This window comes from Sphingomonas palmae (genome assembly GCF_900109565.1).
Taxonomy (GTDB): Bacteria; Pseudomonadota; Alphaproteobacteria; order Sphingomonadales; family Sphingomonadaceae; genus Sphingomonas; species Sphingomonas palmae.
On record NZ_FNZZ01000003.1, the window covers coordinates 438,925 to 457,164 of the forward strand.

The 18,240-nt window shown below is 66.5% G+C and carries 20 protein-coding genes, 1 tRNA gene and 1 pseudogene; 8 read left to right on the forward strand and 14 right to left on the reverse strand.

Going from position 1 to position 18,240, the window contains the following annotated elements; all coding sequences use genetic code 11:
* Positions 1–72 precede the first annotated feature (72 nt).
* From BMW51_RS10035 to BMW51_RS10055, 5 genes are all read left to right on the forward strand, one after another.
* The gene (locus BMW51_RS10035) at positions 73–801 is read left to right on the forward strand and encodes a M23 family metallopeptidase (protein WP_093005905.1); all 729 of its coding nucleotides are present in this window, start codon (positions 73–75) and stop codon (positions 799–801) included.
* A gap of 102 nt (positions 802–903) precedes the next feature.
* On the forward strand, positions 904–1,242 hold the full coding sequence (gene erpA, locus BMW51_RS10040; RefSeq protein ID WP_093006055.1) for an iron-sulfur cluster insertion protein ErpA: 339 nt from the start codon (positions 904–906) through the stop codon (positions 1,240–1,242).
* 11 nt (positions 1,243–1,253) lie between these two features.
* Positions 1,254–2,024, forward strand: coding sequence for an exodeoxyribonuclease III (gene xth / locus BMW51_RS10045; RefSeq protein ID WP_093005907.1), 771 nt, complete (start codon positions 1,254–1,256; stop codon positions 2,022–2,024).
* A complete protein-coding gene (locus BMW51_RS10050) occupies positions 2,021–2,839 on the forward strand; it encodes a transporter (protein WP_177171618.1) in 819 nt (272 codons plus the stop codon). The genes xth and BMW51_RS10050 overlap by 4 nt, the downstream gene beginning before the upstream one ends.
* Before the next feature lie 145 nt (positions 2,840–2,984).
* Positions 2,985–3,230 (forward strand): hypothetical protein, encoded by a 246-nt coding sequence (locus BMW51_RS10055; protein ID WP_093005909.1) that lies wholly within the window; start codon positions 2,985–2,987, stop codon positions 3,228–3,230.
* Between the two features lie 75 nt (positions 3,231–3,305).
* Here BMW51_RS10055 and BMW51_RS10060 read toward each other — a convergent pair whose 3' ends face one another.
* Entirely contained in the window at positions 3,306–4,460 is a 1,155-nt protein-coding gene (locus BMW51_RS10060; RefSeq protein WP_093006059.1) for an N-acetyltransferase, read from the reverse strand.
* A 117-nt stretch (positions 4,461–4,577) separates the two neighbouring features.
* Between BMW51_RS10060 and BMW51_RS10065 the strand changes: the two genes are divergently transcribed.
* Entirely contained in the window at positions 4,578–5,657 is a 1,080-nt protein-coding gene (locus BMW51_RS10065) for a fatty acid desaturase family protein (RefSeq protein ID WP_093005911.1), read from the forward strand.
* Between the two features lie 54 nt (positions 5,658–5,711).
* Here BMW51_RS10065 and lptG read toward each other — a convergent pair whose 3' ends face one another.
* From lptG to hspQ, 13 genes are all read right to left on the reverse strand, one after another.
* Positions 5,712–6,806 (reverse strand): LPS export ABC transporter permease LptG, encoded by a 1,095-nt coding sequence (gene lptG / locus BMW51_RS10070; RefSeq protein ID WP_093005913.1) that lies wholly within the window; start codon positions 6,804–6,806, stop codon positions 5,712–5,714.
* Positions 6,803–7,999: an LPS export ABC transporter permease LptF gene (gene lptF, locus BMW51_RS10075; protein WP_177171619.1), complete on the reverse strand. Its 1,197-nt coding sequence runs from the start codon at positions 7,997–7,999 to the stop codon at positions 6,803–6,805. Before lptF ends, lptG begins: the two co-directional genes overlap by 4 nt.
* A gap of 99 nt (positions 8,000–8,098) precedes the next feature.
* The gene (locus BMW51_RS10080) at positions 8,099–10,024 is read right to left on the reverse strand and encodes an ATP-binding protein (protein WP_093006063.1); all 1,926 of its coding nucleotides are present in this window, start codon (positions 10,022–10,024) and stop codon (positions 8,099–8,101) included.
* A gap of 92 nt (positions 10,025–10,116) precedes the next feature.
* Positions 10,117–11,385, reverse strand: coding sequence for a serine palmitoyltransferase (gene spt / locus BMW51_RS10085; protein ID WP_093005915.1), 1,269 nt, complete (start codon positions 11,383–11,385; stop codon positions 10,117–10,119).
* Between the two features lies 1 nt (position 11,386).
* Complete coding sequence (locus tag BMW51_RS10090) at positions 11,387–11,629, reverse strand: acyl carrier protein (RefSeq protein WP_093005917.1); 243 nt, start codon at positions 11,627–11,629, stop codon at positions 11,387–11,389.
* A gap of 44 nt (positions 11,630–11,673) precedes the next feature.
* Complete coding sequence (locus tag BMW51_RS10095) at positions 11,674–12,567, reverse strand: SDR family oxidoreductase (RefSeq protein ID WP_093005919.1); 894 nt, start codon at positions 12,565–12,567, stop codon at positions 11,674–11,676.
* Positions 12,564–13,682, reverse strand: a complete 1,119-nt coding sequence (proB, locus tag BMW51_RS10100) for a glutamate 5-kinase (protein ID WP_093005921.1) — start codon at positions 13,680–13,682, stop codon at positions 12,564–12,566. The genes BMW51_RS10095 and proB overlap by 4 nt, the downstream gene beginning before the upstream one ends.
* Before the next feature lie 90 nt (positions 13,683–13,772).
* Positions 13,773–14,819 carry a GTPase ObgE gene (obgE, locus tag BMW51_RS10105; protein WP_093005923.1) on the reverse strand — a complete coding sequence of 349 codons (1,047 nt, stop codon included), beginning with the start codon at positions 14,817–14,819 and terminating at the stop codon, positions 13,773–13,775.
* Positions 14,820–14,874: 55 nt separating this feature from the next.
* The gene (locus BMW51_RS10110; protein WP_177171620.1) at positions 14,875–15,465 is read right to left on the reverse strand and encodes a TetR/AcrR family transcriptional regulator; all 591 of its coding nucleotides are present in this window, start codon (positions 15,463–15,465) and stop codon (positions 14,875–14,877) included.
* 46 nt (positions 15,466–15,511) lie between these two features.
* A complete protein-coding gene (locus tag BMW51_RS10115; protein ID WP_093006065.1) occupies positions 15,512–16,066 on the reverse strand; it encodes a GNAT family N-acetyltransferase in 555 nt (184 codons plus the stop codon).
* A 168-nt stretch (positions 16,067–16,234) separates the two neighbouring features.
* Entirely contained in the window at positions 16,235–16,504 is a 270-nt protein-coding gene (rpmA, locus tag BMW51_RS10120; RefSeq protein WP_093005925.1) for a 50S ribosomal protein L27, read from the reverse strand.
* Between the two features lie 30 nt (positions 16,505–16,534).
* The gene (rplU, locus tag BMW51_RS10125) at positions 16,535–16,834 is read right to left on the reverse strand and encodes a 50S ribosomal protein L21 (RefSeq protein ID WP_093005927.1); all 300 of its coding nucleotides are present in this window, start codon (positions 16,832–16,834) and stop codon (positions 16,535–16,537) included.
* Positions 16,835–16,946: 112 nt separating this feature from the next.
* Positions 16,947–17,330, reverse strand: coding sequence for a heat shock protein HspQ (gene hspQ / locus BMW51_RS10130; RefSeq protein WP_093005929.1), 384 nt, complete (start codon positions 17,328–17,330; stop codon positions 16,947–16,949).
* Positions 17,331–17,499: 169 nt separating this feature from the next.
* Between hspQ and BMW51_RS10135 the strand changes: the two genes are divergently transcribed.
* Positions 17,500–17,589, forward strand: a tRNA-Ser gene (locus BMW51_RS10135).
* A gap of 98 nt (positions 17,590–17,687) precedes the next feature.
* Positions 17,688–17,852, forward strand: a pseudogene (locus BMW51_RS16270) (TolC family protein); the annotation flags it as partial.
* Between the last annotated feature and the right edge of the window lie 388 nt (positions 17,853–18,240).

An 18,240-nucleotide genomic window follows, 5' to 3' on the forward strand; every position in this document is an offset into this window, starting at 1 on the left:
AGGTTCATTCACGCGGGCGGGCGCTGACCCTTTCGGGCGGGCGCGCGGCTGATCGATCGACGATGGGGTTTGATGATTAAGCTCGCTTTGTTGCCCGCCGCGGCGGTGACGGCCGCTGTCGGCCTGATGCTCTCGGGTGCCGCGAATGCCGAAGTACCCGCCGCCGCGCAGCCGGTTGCGGCTACCACTACCACCCACCACGTTCCCGCGGGCGGTCCATTGATCGGCGCGACCAGCCCCGAGGCACGCGGCGACATCGCTGCCGACGCGCAGTTCCGCTCGCTGTTCATGAGCTGGAAGAAGCTCGATGGTGGCAACACCGGCGCGATCGCGATTCCCTCGGTTCAGCCGGTATCGAGCCTGAAGTTCACCAGTAATTTCGGCATCCGCTCCGACCCGTTCCGCGGTACCGCCGCGATGCACGCCGGGGTCGATATTCCGGGTCCGATCGGTACCCCGATCTACGCCACCGCCGATGGCATCGTCAGCCACGCCGGACGACAGGGCGGTTACGGCAATCTGGTCGAGATCAACCACGGCAAGGGGATCGCGACGCGCTATGGCCATTTGTCACGCATCATCGTCGCCGACAATGCGCGCGTGAAGCGTGGGCAGATGATCGCGCTGATGGGGTCGACCGGCCGCTCGACCGGCTCGCACCTCCACTACGAAGTCCGCATCGATGGCCACGCGGTCAATCCGATCCCGTTCCTGACCACTGCCGATTACCTGCTCGCCGCGCAGGATCGCTCGGTCGGCGTGATCCCGGTGTCGACCAGCGGCCCGGCTCCGCAGGACTGAATCATTAGGGCCGTTTGAACCTCAACTTTCTCAACTTCGCCTCCGAATGAGGCATGGGCGGGGTCGGTTGCGGGTGCAGCCGACCCCGCTTACATGATGCGCATGGCAACGCTCGCATCCGACATCGCGCTGACCCCCGCCGCTGCGGCCCGCGTCTCCAGCATCGCCGCCAGGCAGGGCAAGCCCGCGATCCTGCGTCTCTCGGTCGAGGGCGGGGGGTGTTCGGGTTTCCAGTACAAGTTCGGTTTCGCCGACGCGCCTGATGCGACCGACACCGTTGCGGAAACCGACGGCGTTCGGCTGGTCGTCGACGATGTCAGCCTCGATCTCGTCCGCGGTTGCGCGGTCGATTACGTCGAGTCGCTCGGTGGCGCGTCGTTCCAGGTGAGCAATCCGAACGCCGCGTCAGGCTGCGGTTGCGGGACCAGCTTCTCGGTGTAAGGCTTCGTGGCGTGAAAATCGTCACCTACAACGTCAACGGGATCAAGGCGCGGCTTGAGCGTCTGGTCGAGTATCTGGCCGAGCAGCAGCCCGACGTGGTGTGTCTGCAGGAGCTGAAATCGTCCGACGAGACGTTCCCTGAGGCCGCGATCCGAGATGCCGGCTACGGCGCGGTATGGCACGGGCAAAAGGGATTTAACGGCGTCGCGGTGCTCGCACGCGGACAGGACCCGGTCGAGCGCCAGCGCGGGCTGGAGGGCGAGCCCGAAGACGATCACAGCCGATATTTGGAGTGCGAGGTCGACGGGTTGGTCGTCGCCTCGATCTACCTGCCCAACGGCAATCCGCAGCCGGGCCCCAAGTTCGACTACAAGCTGCGCTGGATCGACCGGCTGCGCGCGCGCGCGCAGGTGCTGCTTGACGCCGAGGTGCCGGCGGTGCTGGCGGGCGATTACAACGTCATCCCCAACGACGACGACACCTTCTCCGTCGCAGCGATGGCGAGCGACGCGCTGATGCAGCCGGAAAGCCGGCAGGGCTACCGCGCGCTGGTGGCACAGGGGTGGACCGATGCGCTGCGCAGCCGCCACCCGCGCGGCGGCGTGTGGACGTTCTGGGACTATCAGGCGGGGGCGTGGCAGCGTGACGCGGGGTTCCGCATCGATCACCTGCTGCTCAGCCCGGCGGTGGCCGACCGGTTGCAGGATGCAAACGTCGACAAGGCGTATCGCGGTCGTGAGAAGGCGAGCGACCATGCGCCGACGTGGGTGAAACTGGCGTGAGCCGGGTGCGCGGGCTGTTGCTGGCGGTGTGCGCCGGTGCGGCGGCATGGGCGGCGCCGGTGTCCGCGCAGCAGCGCGACGACGATCGTTTCTGCCCCAATCGTCCGAGCCTCGGGTCAAGCGGATGCACGACGCTGCCGGGGCAGGTGCAGGTCGAGATGTCGGGCGTCGACTGGCAGCTCGACAACAACCCTGACGAGCGCGTCGACACCACCCGCTTCGCCGACACGCTGGCACGGATCGGTGTCGGTCCGAAGACCGAGGTGCAGGTCGGATGGAGCCCGCAGGTGATTGCGCGCACGCGTGACAAGGCGAGGGGTACGATCTCGCGCGTGGCGGGGATCAGCGACCTGACGCTGGCGGTCAGGCAGAACATCACGCATTCCGACGGACACGGATTGTCGACCGCGATCCAGCCGTTCGTCACGCTGCCGACCGGCCGGGGTGACATCAGCGAAGGCACTTGGTCCGCCGGCGCCGTCGTGCCGGTAGTGTACGAGGTCAACGACACGTGGAGCCTCGGCTTCACGGGACAGGCGGCGGCGCAGGCGGATGAGGATCGCCACGGGCGCCACTTCGATGCGAGCGGGATTGTCGAGGTTGGCTACACCGTCTCTTCCAACGTGACCGCGTTCGGCGACTTCGTGCTGGAGCGTGACAACGACCCGATGCAACACGTCACGATGGCGCAGTTGGCGGGATCGCTGGCGTGGCAACCGACCAAGCGGACGCAGTTGGACGTGCTGGCGGTCGCGGGGCTCAACCATGACACCCCGGACCTGCAAGTGGCCTTCGGCGGCGCGTTCGTCTTCTGACGCCAATTTGCGGCGCAGATTGCGGGTAGTTGGCGTGTTACGTTGCTGCTGCACCAGCTAAGTTATTGAGTTCACATGATACAGGTGTTTGGCACGGGTAATGCACTAACGCTCACGACGGCAAGGAGCCGTCGGGAGAAGTGCCATGAAGTCGACCATCATCCTCGCCGCGCTCGCTGCTTCACTGACCGGCGCTGCCGCGCATGCAGAGCCCAAGTCGCCACCGCCGCCCGCGACCGAGATGTCGGCACCGACGCAGGCTGTCAGTTCCGAACAGCGTTACTGCATCGACAGCCTGATGACCGGCTCGCGCATTCGTCATCGTGAATGCCACACCGTTGCGCAGTGGAAGGCGCTCGACATCGACGTCCTCGCTGCGGCGAGGCAGTGAGGTACGTGGCCGGCGCGCCGATCTGGTGCGCCGGCGATGTCTGGAAGGATGCCTGCCGCAGCAGTGCGTCACCGCTTACAGCGCGCGTTCGTAGACCTGATAAACCTTGTTGACCTTGCTCTCGATCGCGGTCGCGATCGAGTTCATGCCCTGATTGTCGTCGAGCACCCAGCCGATCTCACCGCGGCTGGCGCCGTAATGCTCGACCGACGCCTTTCGGATCGCCTCGATCATCATGAAGGCGAGCTGGCTGGCGAGGCGCGAGGATTGCAGTTCCTTGCGCACGCCCATCAGCGGCACGCGCATGGTGCGGACCTTGGGCTTGCGCAGCCACAGCAGCAGCTTGGCCCAGCCGAAGGGCAGCAGCGAACCGTTCAGCGGCTTGATCGCCTCGTTCAGATCGGGAAGCGTGATCATGAACGCGACCGGTTTGCCGTCGAGTTCCGCGATGCGGATCAGGTCGTTGAACACGATCGGTTTCAACTTGACGCCGACGTCCTTGATCTCGGGCGGGGTGAGGGGGACGAAGCCCCAATTGTCCGACCAGGCATCGTTCAGGATATCGAGGATGATTGCGGCTTCCTGCTCGAACTTGCGCTTGTCGACCTCGCGGATGACGATGCTGGGGTTCGCCTCGCCCGACTTGATGATGCGTTTGACGAGCTTCGGGAATTCCTGCGTGATGTCGAGGTCGTAGGTGATCAGTTGCTTGACCGGCGAATAGCCTGCGCGCTCGATCCAGCCGCGATAGTCGGGCTTCGCGTGACCCATCATGATCGTCGGCGGATGGTCGTAACCCTCGACCAGCAGGCCCGGCTCTTCCCAGATCGACTGCGAGATCGGCCCGAGCGCGCGGGTCATACCCTTCGCCCGCAGCCAGTCCTCGGCGGCGGCGAGCAGGGCGGTAAAGACCGCCTCGTCCTCCGCATCCATCAGCCCCCATTGACCGACGCCGGGTCCGAATCCCTGCGCGGCGGGCATGGTGAGCGCGAGCGTGTCGATGTGCGCGGAGATGCGCCCTACCACCCGATCACCGCGGCGGGCGAGGAACAGCTGCACGTCGGCGTGGCTGTACCAGCCGTTCTTCTCCGGCGTGATGAGGCCGAGCGCTTCCCCCTTCAGTGGCGGCACCCAGTTTCGATCGTCGCGGTAAAGCCGGAATGGCAGGTCGACGAAGGCCTTGCGATCGCGCTTGCTGGTGACCGGAGTGATGCGGAGGGTGTCAGACATAAAGCGGAAATAACCGGCGCAATCGATCATGGCGAGTGAGCATTTGCGCCGCATCGTGGCGGTGCGCGCCTGTTACGGTCACCGTGTCGCCACTATATCCGGTGTATGGACCAAGCCATGACCAGCATGACTCTCGACCGTGCGTCCGCCCCGGCTGCGAGCGTACGCGCGCGCATACCCGACGACAAGGCGATGCTGCGTACTGCCGCCGAACTGACGCGCGATCTCGTGCAGCCGCGTGCCGGCATCTACTGGGCCGACCTGATCGCGTCCTCGGTCGTCGGCTACGGCGCTTTGGCGCTGGCGATCGCCACGGCGTCTACCGCGGTGATGATCGTCGCCGGGGTCGTGTCGATGCTGGCGCTGTACCGCGGCATGAGCATGATCCACGAGCTGACGCACGTGAAGCATGCGCAGCTCCGTGGCTTTCGCGCCGGCTGGAACACGCTGATCGGCGTGCCGATGATGATCCCGTCGTTCATGTACGAGGGCGTGCATAACCTGCACCATGCGAAGACGCGCTATGGCACGTCGGAGGATCCGGAATATCTGCCGCTCGCGCTGATGAAGCCGTGGACGCTGCCGGTGTTCGTGATCGTGTCGATGCTCGCGCCCGTCGGGCTGCTGATCCGCTATGCTGTGCTGGCGCCGCTGTCGGCCCTGTTGCCGCGGCTGCGTACCGCGGTGGTGTCGCGCTACTCGGCGCTGTCGATCAACCCCTCGTTTCGCCGCCGTATGCCGGAGGGCGAGGAGCGCGCGCGCTGGGTCCGGCTCGAAGCGGCGACCTCGGTGTGGGCGGTCGCGCTGATCGTGCTGACCGCGACGGGCGTGATCCCGTTCAAGGCGTTTGCGATCTTCATGGTGGTGGGTGCGGGTGTCGCGCTGATCAATCAGGTCCGCACACTCGTCGCGCATCTGTGGGAGAACGAGGGCGAGGCGATGAGCGTCACGGCGCAGTACCTCGACACCGTCAACGTGCCGCCGCCCGCGCTGCTGCCGGTATTGTGGGCGCCGGTGGGACTACGTTATCACGCGTTGCACCATCTGCTGCCGGGATTGCCGTACCACTCGCTGGCGGAGGCGCATCGGCGGTTGTCGAAGGTGCTGGAGCCCGCATCGCCGTATCACAAGGCGAGCTACAAGGGCCTGCCCGCGCTGGTCGGCAAGCTAGCCGTAGCGACGATCCGGCCGCGCTGATCGCAGTAGCTTAAGGATGAGGGGGCGGCGTCTCGGATTGAGGCGTCGCCCTTTTTATTCCTCAGTGCGCAGCAACACCGCCTCGCCGATCAGCAGGAAGAGCAGAAACGGCGCCCAGGCGGCGAGAAAGGGCGGGTAGGCGCCCAAATTGCCCATCGCGAGCGCGAAATTGTCCGCGACGAAGTAGGCGAAGCCCAGCGCCATGCCGATCACCGCGCGGACGAAGAGCTGCCCCGATCGCGCGATGCCGAATGCCGCCACTGCGCCGAGCAGCGGCATCAGCACCGACGACAGCGGCGCGGACAGCTTGTGCCACAGCGATCCCTCCAGCGCCTTCACCGGGCGCCCCGCTTCCTCCAGATCGTTGATCGCGCTGCGCAGCGCGCCGAACGACAAACTGTCGGCGTCGACGGTCGCGAGCGTGAACTGATCGGTGCGCACGCCGCGCCCGACGATCTGTTCGCCCATCATCGTGACGCGCCCGCTCGCCACGTCGAATCGCTTGGTCGGTCCGATCAGCCAGCCGTCGCCCGAGCGACGCCCGTTCGGCGCGGTCAGCAGCCCGCGCAGACCGCCGGTGGCCGAGCGCAGATAGACCGTGACCCCGCCCAGCTGCGCCTGATCGCCGCGACCCTTGATCTGATCGACCTGGATCAGGTTCTGCCCCGACAGCACCCAGACATTGGATCGCTCGCCGCGGTCGACGGGGAGAGGGCCGTAGTTGACGCGCTGCCACTGCGACAGCGTCGCGGTCGAGCGACTGACGACCCGGTCGGTGAAGACGAAGGTGACCGCGGCGACGCCGAGGCTGGCGAGGATCAGCGGCGCGAGCAGCTGGTGCGCGGAAAGGCCGGCGGCCTTGAGCGCGATGACCTCGCTGTTCGCGTTCATCGTGATGAGCGTCAGGATGGTGCCGAGCAGCACCGAGAAGGGCAGAAAGGTCGAGACGATCTGCGGCAGGCGCAGTCCGACGTACCGCCAGACCTCCGCGTCGCCGTTGCCGCTGACCGCGAGGATCTTGCCCGATTCGCTCAGCAGGTCGAGCGCCTGGAGCACCAGCACGAGGCCGGCGAGGATGCCGAAGGTGCGGGTGAGGAATAGCCGCGCCATGTAGAGCGCGACGGTGCGCGACGGGAAAAAGCCCTTCATGCCGCGACCTTCCGGCGATTGCGGCCTGGCAGATAGCGCACGATCAGCTTCCATGTCTTGGAGAAGAACCGCTCCAGCGCGCCGATTGGCTGCCCGCCCGGAACATAGGCGACAGTGTAGTACATCCACACGATCAGCCCGGCGAAGACGAGGAACGGCACCCACAACGCGATCAGCGGATCGATCGCGCCGCGCTCTCCGACGCTGGCGGCGTATTGGTTCACCTTGTGATAGGTGACCACCATCACGATCGAGAGGAACACGCCGAGCGCCGAACTCGAACGCTTGGGCGGCACGCCTAGCGCGACGGCCAGCAATGGCAGCAGGAACATGGATACAACCTCAGCCAGGCGGAAGTGGAACTCCGCGCGGCTGCTGTCGCGCTGCGCCTCCGTTCCGCTGGCGTGGCCGAGCTTGGCGAGCTGGGGCAGCGTATATTCAAGGTTCTTGCCGCCCCGCGTGCGGAAGCTTTCGAACTTAGGCAGGTCGATCGGCAGGTCGTGCGACGAGAAGGAGAGCGTGCGCGGCGTCGCGAAGTCGGCGCGATTGTGGATCAGCGTGCCGTTGGTCAGCCGAAAGATGATGACGTTCGGATCGTCGGTGGCGAGGAACTGTCCGCCCTCGGCGGTGACGCCGACCCAGTCGCCCTTGGGCGTCTGTGCGTGGACGAAGATGCCCGACAGCTTGCGCCCCTTGTCACGACTGCCTTCGATCCGCATCGTCATGCGGTCGCCCAGATGCGTGAACTCGCCGACCTTGACCGAGGCGCCGAGCGCGCCGGTGCGAAGCTCGAAGCGGAGCTTCTCGTAATTGTAGCGCGCGATCGGCTGAACATAGCCGACGATTGCGATGTTCGCCGCCGCCAGCACGATCGCGTACATGTACGGCACGCGCAGCAGGCGCGCGTAGCTCATGCCGACGCCGCGCATGACGTCGAGCTCGCTCGAGGTCGCAATACGGCGGAATGCGAGCAGGACGCCCAGCATCAACCCTATGGGGATTCCGAGCCCGAGATATTCGGGCAGCAGGTTGGCGAGCATCTTCCACACCACGCTCACCGGGCCGCCCTGTGTCGCAACGAAGTCGAACAGGCGGCGGATGCGATCGAGGATCAGTAGCATCGCGGCGATGAACAGGGTGGAGAACAATGGCAGCGCGATCAGCCGGGCCATGTAGCGGTCGATCGATTTCATGTGCGCGCGACGCGGCCTCGCAAGAACGACGGAAAGGCTTCGGCTATAGGCAGGTGAACGGGAGCCGTCACCTGTTCGCGTGCGGCAATCCGGTGGCGATCATTCCGCCGCGATGGCGTGCGCGCGGTCGCGCCGTGCCGCTGCCTCCACCGCGCGTTCGAGCGCGGCAAGCGTGAACGGCTTGCGCAGCACCGGCCGGTTGCCGAGTTCGACCGAGGCTGCGTCACCTGCGAAGCCTGTCACGAACAACACCGGAATGTGACGGTGGCGCGCGTCCAGCGCCGCGATCATCTCGGGTCCGGTCAGACCGGGCATCAGCACGTCGGAGAGGATCAGGTCGGGTGCGGGGATACGCGCCAGCGTCGCGGCGGTGTTTGTCGGATCGTCGCACGAGGTGACGAGATGTCCTAGCTCCTCCAACGCGCCGACGGTTGCGGCGAGGACGCGTGGGTCGTCCTCCACCACCAGGATCGACAGGGCGGCACCTTCGACTTCGCTATCGAGCGTTACCTCGTTAGGTGCGGGTACCGGTTCGGACTGCGCGCTCTCGATCTCGCGCGGCAGCAGCAGCGTCACGGTCGTGCCGCGATCCGGTGCGGACGCGATCGTCACGTCGCCGTCGACCTGCTTGGCGAAGGAGAAGATCTGGCTGAGGCCGAGGCCGGTGCCCTTGCCGACGGGCTTTGTGGTGAAGAACGGTTCGAACGCGCGCTCCATCACCTCTGGGGACATGCCGTGCCCGGTGTCGGTGACGCCGAGCGCGAGGTAATCGCCCGCCGCGCAGCCGTGCGCGCTGGCGGTGGCGAGGGTCTGTGCCCGCGCGGTGATCGTCAGCGTGCCGCGCCCATCCATCGCGTCGCGCGCGTTGACCGCCAGGTTGACCAGCGTGTTCTCCAGCTGGACGCGGTCGACGCGCGCGCACCAGCCGTCGCTCGCATCGTCGATCACCACCGTGACGCCGTCGCCGAGCGTGCGGTCGAGCAAGTCGCGAAGGCCCGCGAACAGGCTTGCCGCGTCGATGCACTCGGGATTGATCGCGGTTTCGCGCGCGAAGGCGAGCAGGCGACGCGTCAACTGGGCGGCCCGCGTTGCGCCCTCGGTCGCGCTTTCCACGTGGCGCAGCACGTCGCGGCCGCCCGTCGTCAAACCGCGACGGGCGAGTTCCAACCCGCCGATCACGACGGCGAGCATGTTGTTGAAGTCGTGCGCAATTCCGCCGGTCAATTGTCCGACCGCTTCCATCTTCTGCACCTGCCGCAATCGCGCTTCCTGCACGCGCAGCTCGTCGGTTGCGGTGGCGACCGCATTGGCGAGCTCGTCCGCGCGCTCGCGCTCCGACGCGGCCTCGGCTTGAGCGACGGCGCGGTCGGCGAGCACGCGCATTGTCAGCCAGCCGAGCGCGATCATGCCGAGCAGCAGCAGGACGCCGAAGATCGAGAGGATCTTCGCCGCAGTGGTCGAGCGGTTGACGAGCGTCATGGCTTGCGATGTGCGCTGCTCCAGCAGCGTCCGCTCGTCCGCGATCAGGCCGTCGAGCGCGGCGTTGATGGCGTCGAGCGCGGGGGAGGTGCGCACCTGATAGTAGCGCGACAGGGCCTGGCTGTTCTTGCCGTAATTGGTCGCTAGCGCGGTTCGGGCTAATTCCTCGCCGCGTTCGCGAAAGGCGATCTGCAAGCCGGCGAGGCGTTGCTGCTGTCCGGCATTGTCCGCGATCAGGCGGCGGAGCTGCGCGACATTCTCCCCGGCGCGGCGCCAATCGTCGAAATAGGACTGGCCGAGCCGCTGATCGCCCGAGATGACGTAACGGCCGAGCGACGCCTCCGACTTCGCCATCGTGCCCTGAAGCGCGCGCGCGAGATTCATGACGTCGTAGCTGTGGCTCTGGGCGGCGAGCGCGCGGTCGCGTTGGCGATTCGCTTCGCCGAGCGTGATGACGAGCGCGGTGAGCACGGCCATGCCCGCGATCGCCATCGCGACCAGCGTTACCGTGCGCCAGGCCGCCAGCAGCCTGCGCCGCGCATCCATCTCGTCCCCGCTCACGACCGCGAGGTGTACCGCAGCCACGGCCAGCGTGCAAAGCCGCCGCGACGATCAGGCGCCGCGGCGAGCATCAGCGTTTAGTCGATCTCGCCGGTGGCGCGGCCTGCATCGGCAAACATCGCGGTGATGCGGTCGATCTGCGCGTCGCTATGCTCGGCCGACAGCGAGCAGCGCAGCAGGAAGGTGCCAGACGGCGTCGCGGGCGGACGCGCCACGTTCACATACAGGCCTTGGTCAAGCAGCGACTGCCAGATGCCGACCGCGCGCTCCTGATCCTTGCACATGACCGCGATGATCGCCGAATCGGCGGCTTGCGTGCCGAGCGTGAAGCCGAGTTCGCGCAAGTTCGCGTGGAGGCGGCGCGCGTTGGACCAGAGCTGCGCGCGCTTGGCATCGGCGTGCATCAGCTTGCGGATCGAGGTCGCGGCGGTCGCGACCACCGAGGGCGGCAGGCTGGCGGTGAAGATGTAGGGACGGCAGGCGAGACGCATCGCCTCGAATTTCGGGTGGTTGGAGACGCAGAAGCCGCCGACGGTGCCGACCGACTTGGAGAAGGTGCCGATGACGAAGTCGACATCCTCGCCCAGGATCAGGCCCTGATCCTCGTACACGCCGCGACCGTGGGTGCCGAAGAAGCCCATCGAATGCGCCTCGTCGACCAGCACCATGCAGCCGTGCTTCTTCGCGACCGCCACCATCTCTTTTAACGGCGCGATGTCGCCGAGCATCGAGTAGACGCCTTCGAGCACGACGAGCTTGCCGGGCTCCTTGGGCAGGCGGCCGAGCCGCTTGTCGAGGTCCTCGACCGAATTGTGGCGGAAACGCACGACCTCCGCATCGCCCATCTTGCAGCCGTCGTAGATCGACGCGTGGCTGTCGGCGTCGAGGATGACGTACTCGCCCTTCGCCGCAATGGTCGAGATCGTGCCGAGATTGGCCTGGTAGCCGGTCGAGAACACCATCGCGTGATCGGCACCGTAGAATTCGCGCAGCGCGTCCTCGGCATCGACGTGGTCGCGAAAGGTGCCGTTGAGCATGCGGCTGCCGTTGGTACCGCTGCCGAACTGGTCGAGCGCCTGCTTGCCCGCCGAGATCACGTCGGGGTCGAACGTCATGCCCATGTAATTGTAGGTGCCGAGCAGGATCGTCTCGCGTCCCTTGATCACCGCCTCGGTCGGGGAGCGGACCTCCTCCATCACGATACCGAACGGATCGCGCACGCCGGTGCCGAGCAGCGCCTCGCGCTCGGCGATCAGCGCGTCAAACTTGCTGAACAGGTCGCGCTCGGGGGCGACCGGAGCGGGATCGGCGGGTAGCGCCTCGGGCTGGAGGCCGGTTTCTGTCATGTTACGCCTTCAACCGTGCGACAGCCTCGACGAGCTGGCCGACGTTCTCGATCTCGGCCTGCATGTTCATCGTGATAATGATGTCGAACTCGTCCTCGATCGCGGCGACGAAATCCATCACGGTGAGCGAATCCCATTCGAGATCGCCCTGAAAAGTGGTCGCGTCGGTGACGGCCACGCCCTTCTTGTTGAAGGGTTCGATCTGGGCCTGGACGGTGTCGAAGATCTGGTCGCGGTCGCTCATGGTCGCTTTCGATGCGTGATGATTAAGGCCGGGGTGCGGCGGCGCTATAGCAAGTCGTGGGCGCGATACCACTCGGCTGTGGCGGCAAGCGCGGCGGCGGTGTCGTGTTCGGCACGCCACAGCGCGGGCGAGGGCAGCGCGTGCGCGACCCAGTCGGGATGGCGGAAATAGCCGACACGGTCAGGGGTTAGCTTCGCGCGTGACCCGCGGAACATGCGGTCGAGCCTCGCCGCGCCCGACAGGATAGCGCCCGGCAGCGACAGCGGTATGGAGCGGCGTCCGACTGCCTTGCCGAGCGCGCGCGCGAAGTCGCGGTGATCCCAGCCACCGGGTCGGCCGTCATCGGGTTCGAGCACCATGTGGCGCGCGCCATCGCCGGCCGCGAGCGTCAGAAGCAGCCGCGCCAGATCCTCGACCGCGATGACCGACAGGCGGTTGCCGCGTGGGGGCAGGGGCACGAGCCCGCGGCGCGCGAAGCGGAACAGCTCCAGCATCTCGTGGTCGCGCGGGCCGAAGACGGCGGGCGGGCGCACGATGGTCCACTCCAACCCGCTCAGCTGCACCAGCCGGTCGGCCTGGAGCTTCGACCAGCCGTAATCGGATAGGTACGGTTCACGCGCGGCGAGCGACGACACGTGGACGAAGCGCTGCACGCCGGCGGCACCGGCGGCGGCGATCATGCTGCGCGTGCCGTCGATGTTGCCGCTGACGAAGCCCGCGCGGTCGGCGGCGTTGACGATCCCGGCGACGTGGATGACTGCGTCGGCGCCATCGACCAGCGTACCCGGTCCGGCAAGGTTGCCCGGTACCCAGGTGACGCCGTCCCGTTCCGGTTGCTCCCGCCTGGTGAGTGCGCGGACCTGATGCCCGGCGGCGAGCGCCTGGTCGACGAGGTGGCTGCCGACGAAGCCGGTTGCGCCGGTGATGGCGAGGATCATCGCGCGCTTCCTTTCAGATAGGCCATGTGGTTGCGGTGGACGAGCGCGGCGCGCGGTGCGTAGCCCAGCAGCGCGGCATGCTCGTCGCTGCGCCGACCGATCAGCCGCGTCGCGTCGGTGGCGTCATATTCGCTCAACCCGCGCGCGATCGTGCCGTGGTCATCGTCGATTGTGACCAGATCGCCGCGCGCGAACTCTCCCGTGATCTGCGTCACTCCGGCCGCAAGAAGGCTCTTGCCCGCCGCCAGCGCGGCGGCGGCGCCCGCGTCGACGTGGATCGCGCCGTGCGCGGTCAGCCCGCCGGCGAGCCATGCCTTGCGTGCCGGCGCGCCGCGTTCAGCGACGAAGATCGTGTGCCGCGCCGGTGTCGACAACGGATGGTCGCCGCGCCCGCTCGCGATCGCCAGATGCGCGCCGGCAGCATTGGCGATCCGCGCGGCGGCAATCTTGCTGACCATCCCGCCCGATCCCATGCCCGAGCTCGAGCCGGTGTCGGCCATCGCCTCGATCGCGGCGTCGATCCGTTCGACACGGCCGATGTGCGCGGCGCCGGGCAACGCGGGGTTGCGGTCGTACAGTCCGTCGATGTCGGAGAGCAGGACGACGCCGTTCGCGCCCGCCGCCTGCGCGACGCGCGCGGCGAGCCGATCGTTGTCGCCGAAGCGGATTTCCTCGGTCGCGACCGAATCGTTCTCGTTGATGACCGGCACGACGCCCAACGTCAGCAGCCGGTCGAGGGTCGCGGCCGCGTTGAGATAACGGCGGCGCTCTTCCAGGTCGCCGAGCGTGACGAGCATCTGGGCCGCGGCGATCCCCTGCGCGTCCAACAGCTCGGCCCAAACGCCAGCGAGCGCGATCTGCCCGACAGCAGCGGCGGCCTGCGCATCCTCGAGACTTGCCCGGCCACCCTTTGCGAGCCCCAGCCGCCGCGCACCGAGCGCGATCGCGCCCGAGGAGACGATCGCGACCTGCTGCCCGTCGGCACGCCGCGCGGCGACGTCGGCCGCGACGCTCGCCACCCAGTCGCGCCGCACACTACCGTCGGGCGCGACGAGCAGCGCAGAGCCGATCTTGACGATCAGCCGCTGGCAGGCAGAGGCGGGAAACAGCGACATGCAGGCGTGATCGTTAGCGCACCGCGACGAGGTGGCAAGCATGCGCGCGATGGTGACGGCGTCGCCAATCGGTACGCCTGCTCCGATCCGTCAGAGTGGCGACCACTCGACCGCATCTTCCTCCCCATCATCGTCGACCGGCGAATCGGTCGAAGGGATCGCCTCCAGCAGCTTGTCGAGAACCCAATCGACGCCGATGCCGCTGACACCCGAAATCGGGATCACCTCGGCGCCACTCGCATCCTCCAGTTCGGCGGAGAGCGCGGCGATCAGTTCGTCGTCGAGCGTGTCGATCTTGTTGAGCGCGACGACGACCGGCTTCTCGTCGAGTCCGCCACCGTAAGCCGCCAGTTCCTCGCGCACGATGCGATAGCTTTCCGCCACGTCCGGATCGTTCGCGTCAACCAGGTGAAGCAGCACGCGGCAGCGCTCGATATGGCCGAGGAAGCGGTCGCCGATTCCGGCGCCTTCGGCCGCACCCTCGATCAGGCCGGGGATATCGGCGAGGACGAACTCACGATTCTTGTGCCGGACGACGCCCAGTTGCGGGCGCGTGGTGGTGAAGGCGTATTCGCCCACCTTTGCCTGCGCGTTGGTCACCTGGTTGATGAAGGTCGACTTGCCGGCATTGGGCAGGCCGACGAGCCCGGCGTCGGCGAGCAGTTTCAGGCGCAACCACACCCAGGCTTCCTCGCTCGGCCAACCGGTGCCGTGCTGGCGCGGCGCGCGGTTGGTGGAGGTCTTGTAGCTCGCATTGCCGCGCCCGCCGTCGCCACCGCGCAGGAAGACGACGCGTTCACCGACACGGGTCAGATCGGCGAGCAAGGTGCGTTCGTCGTCGTCGGCGAGGATCTGCGTGCCCACGGGCACCTTGATGACCAGATCGTCGCCACCCGCGCCGGTGCGGTTGCTGCCCGATCCGCCCTGACCGCGTGGTGCGCGGAAGTGCTGTGTGTAGCGAAAGTCGATCAGCGTGTTCAGTCCGGCGACCGCCTCGAACACGATGTCCGCGCCTTTGCCGCCGTTGCCGCCATCGGGACCGCCGTACTCGATGAACTTTTCACGCCGGAAACTGACGGCGCCGGGACCACCGGAGCCCGAGCGGACGAAGATCTTTGCCTGGTCGAGGAAATGCATGGCGCGCTGCCTAGCGTGTCCGGATGGCTAAAGCGACCCGGTGCGAATCGCTCGGCTATCTGGGTGCTACCTTCGCGCGATCGGCGAGGAGCATCGCGCGGGCGAGCTCGCGTGCGCGCTCGCGCGGCAGGCCGAGTGCGCGCGCCATCGGCGCGCCGAGCAGCGCGTCGCCGAGCGCCATCAGCACGAGTTGCAGCGTCTCGTCATGGATCGGCGCGCCGGGATCGTTGTCCTGCGCCAGTTCCTCAACCAGATCGTGGATCGCGGTCAGGATCGGATCGAGTGCGTCCTCGTTGCCGGACAGGATCATCCAGCTGGCGAGCGCGCCCGCACCGTTCTTGCCGAACGCGTCGAAGGTCAGGTCGACCACCTCCGCCGGGTCCTCGCGCTCGCGCGCGCGCAGCACTGCCGACTTGATCGTACCGACGATGCGGCTCGCCATGCTGGCGATCAGCGCCTTCTGCAGCCCGTCGGCGGAGCCGAAATGATGAAGCAGGTTGGCGTGCGTTCGCCCGATCCGCGCCGCCACTGCCTTCAACGTCACCGCTTGCGGGCCGACCTCAACCAGCAGCGCACGCGCGGCCTCGAGTGCCGCTTCGCGCGATTGCTCGGGGGTTAGACGACGGGGAAGCGGGGTCACGGTCATGAACCCTGATCCGCGATTGCGACCCGCCGCGCAACGCCGTTGCGGGTCAGGCCGCAATCGGCATGGCGCATGCAGCGTCGCTCGTCACGCACGGTCGGGTGAGGTCAAGCGCGAGATCGACGCACTCGACCTCGCCCCCGCGTGCGAGCGAGAACAAGCGACTGCGGCCGGTCTCGACGAAGCCGAGCTTGCGTAGCACGCGCCCGGATGCCGGATTGTCGATCATGTGACGCCCGACCAGCCGCTCGCTGCCGAGTGCGTGGCGCGCCATCTGGGTGACGGCGGTCGCCGCCTCGGTCGCGTAGCCGAGACCCCATCTATCCGGAGTCAGCCAGTAACCGAGTTCGTGTGTCCGGTCGCCGAGCGCGATCAGCTCGATCCCGCCGATCAAGCGGTTCTCGCCCCGCGTCATGATCTGAAAGCGTGCCTGATGCGCGGCGCGCGGCAATGAGAGAAAAGCCTCGGCGTCGCCGAGCGCATACGGCCACGGCGCGCGCGACAGGTTGCGCACCACCGCCTCGTGCCCGATTGCGAGCGACAGGGCAGGGGCGTCCTCGGGCCAGCCGGGCCGCAGGGTCAGTCTCTTCGTCAGCGCGAACACGATCTCGCTCTCCTTGACCAGGGCCCCAAGCACGCCCGCGTGACGCGCCGGAGACAGGATGGAGGGAGACACGAAAAAAGGGAGCCGGGGTGACCCGCCTCCCTTGTTGGTTCGGTGCCGCGTGGCACTCGGGTCGCCCTGGTGGGCAACCCGGATGGTTACCCGATGTTATTCAGCCGCCATCGGCATAGTATCGACCGAGCAGAATTTACGGCCGAGCTTGCCGTCGTGGAACACCACGCGGCCGTCGACGAGCGCGAACAGCGTATGGTCCTTGCCGATGCCGACATTGCGGCCCGGGTAGAACTTCGTTCCGCGCTGACGCACCAGGATGTTGCCCGCGATCGCTTCCTGACCGCCGAACTTCTTCACGCCGAGACGACGACCGGCCGAATCGCGACCGTTGCGCGACGAACCGCCTGCTTTCTTATGTGCCATTTCGAATAACCTCCTGCGAGCCGCTGTTCGTTACGCGCCGATCGACACGATCTTGAGGATCGTGTGCTGCTGGCGGTGGCCGTTGCGGCGGCGATAATTGTGACGGCGGCGCTTCTTGAACACGATGACCTTGTCGGCCTTCGCCTGCGCGATGATCTCGGCCGCGACCGACAGACCGTCGGTCGGCTTGAGATCGGAACCTTCGCCCGCGAGCAGCACGTCGCCCAGCGTCACCGACGCCCCAGCGTCACCGTCGATCTTGTCGACGACGATCTTGTCTCCAGCGGCAACGCGGTACTGCTTGCCGCCCGTGCGCACGATAGCGAACATGGCTCTTTTCACTTCCCAAATGTCTATGCCCGCTGGGGCAGACCCCGCGGAAGAAAGCGCGCAGCTAAATAATGGCAGCCGTCGTGTCAACCGTTCGGACGTGTTCCAACGATCAATGACGGTGCTGTCGCTTCAAGCCGTAGCGCCCGTCCTCGGATCGATCGAACAATCCGGACACCGCGGGGTGTTCGACGGGATCATCGCTTTCGTCGTGCACCAGGTTCTGCTGGCTGACATAGGCGACATAGCTCGACTCGGCGTTCTCGGCGAGCAGGTGATAGAAGGGCTGGTCCTTTCGCGGACGGAAGCTCTCCGGGATCGCTTCATACCATTCGTCGGTGTTGGCGAAGACCGGGTCGACATCGAAGACGATTCCGCGAAAGTCGAGCATCCGGTGGCGTACGACATCACCGATCGAGAAGCGCGCGTGTGCGACCGGCGGTGCGATCGGCCGGGCAGGGGAAGAATCAGTAACGGCGGACACGGTGTCGTTCATGCGCTCCAAGATAGTGCGAGCGCGAAAGCGCACAACAGCGCTCTATATACAGCGGTGTGACCCTAATCGATTCGGCACTCAAGAAAGGCTTGCGCGCCACTCATCGCATCGGTAGAGGCGCCGCTCCGACCACTTCACCGGCTTTCGTAGCCGGATCGAAGGACCTCGCGGAGAGGTGGCAGAGTGGTCGAATGTACCGCACTCGAAATGCGGCGTGCCCTCACGGGTACCGTGGGTTCGAATCCCACCCTCTCCGCCACGTCCTGCACGATCTGCTCACATTAGGCACCTCAGTCACCTGGCGATCCCCGTGATCGCTATTTGCCGAGAACATGACGGTCAAGCTCGCTCGACCACCGTCTTTCGGAGGCGCGTTACCGTGCGGGCGTTGACTCCTTCCTCGTGTCGCTTGACGCGCAGCGTACCGCCTATGCCGCTCAGCAGCAGCTCGTCACAACGCGTTTGACGGGTGCGAGTAACCTGGTGGAGTTGTATCGTTCGCTGGGTGGCGGGATCAACTGAGCGGGGGTGTGCTCGTGAGGTGGCCTTCCAAGGCGCTCACGAGGCTTGTGACGCGGGATTGAGCGAAAACTGCAACTTTTCTGCAAAAACCGTTTGACGGTATTCGTTGGCCCGCCTAGATGGGTGTCACCGCAGCGGCGGGGCGCTAGACGCTGACGACGCTAGCTGGTGTGATCGGAAACGGTGGCGCGGCGGTCTGGCTCTTTACCGGAGGGTAGGGGGATGGACTGAGCGCTGTGTTTTTGTCGCTCTTTGACATTGTTGGTTTAGATGAAGGGACATGCGGGCGGCGGCTTTTGCGGGTTCTGGCACATTCAAGGTGTGTTGGGGGTCGTTAGAAGTTAAGCTGAAGCTTGTATGTCTCTTACGTTACACATGTAAGATTTGT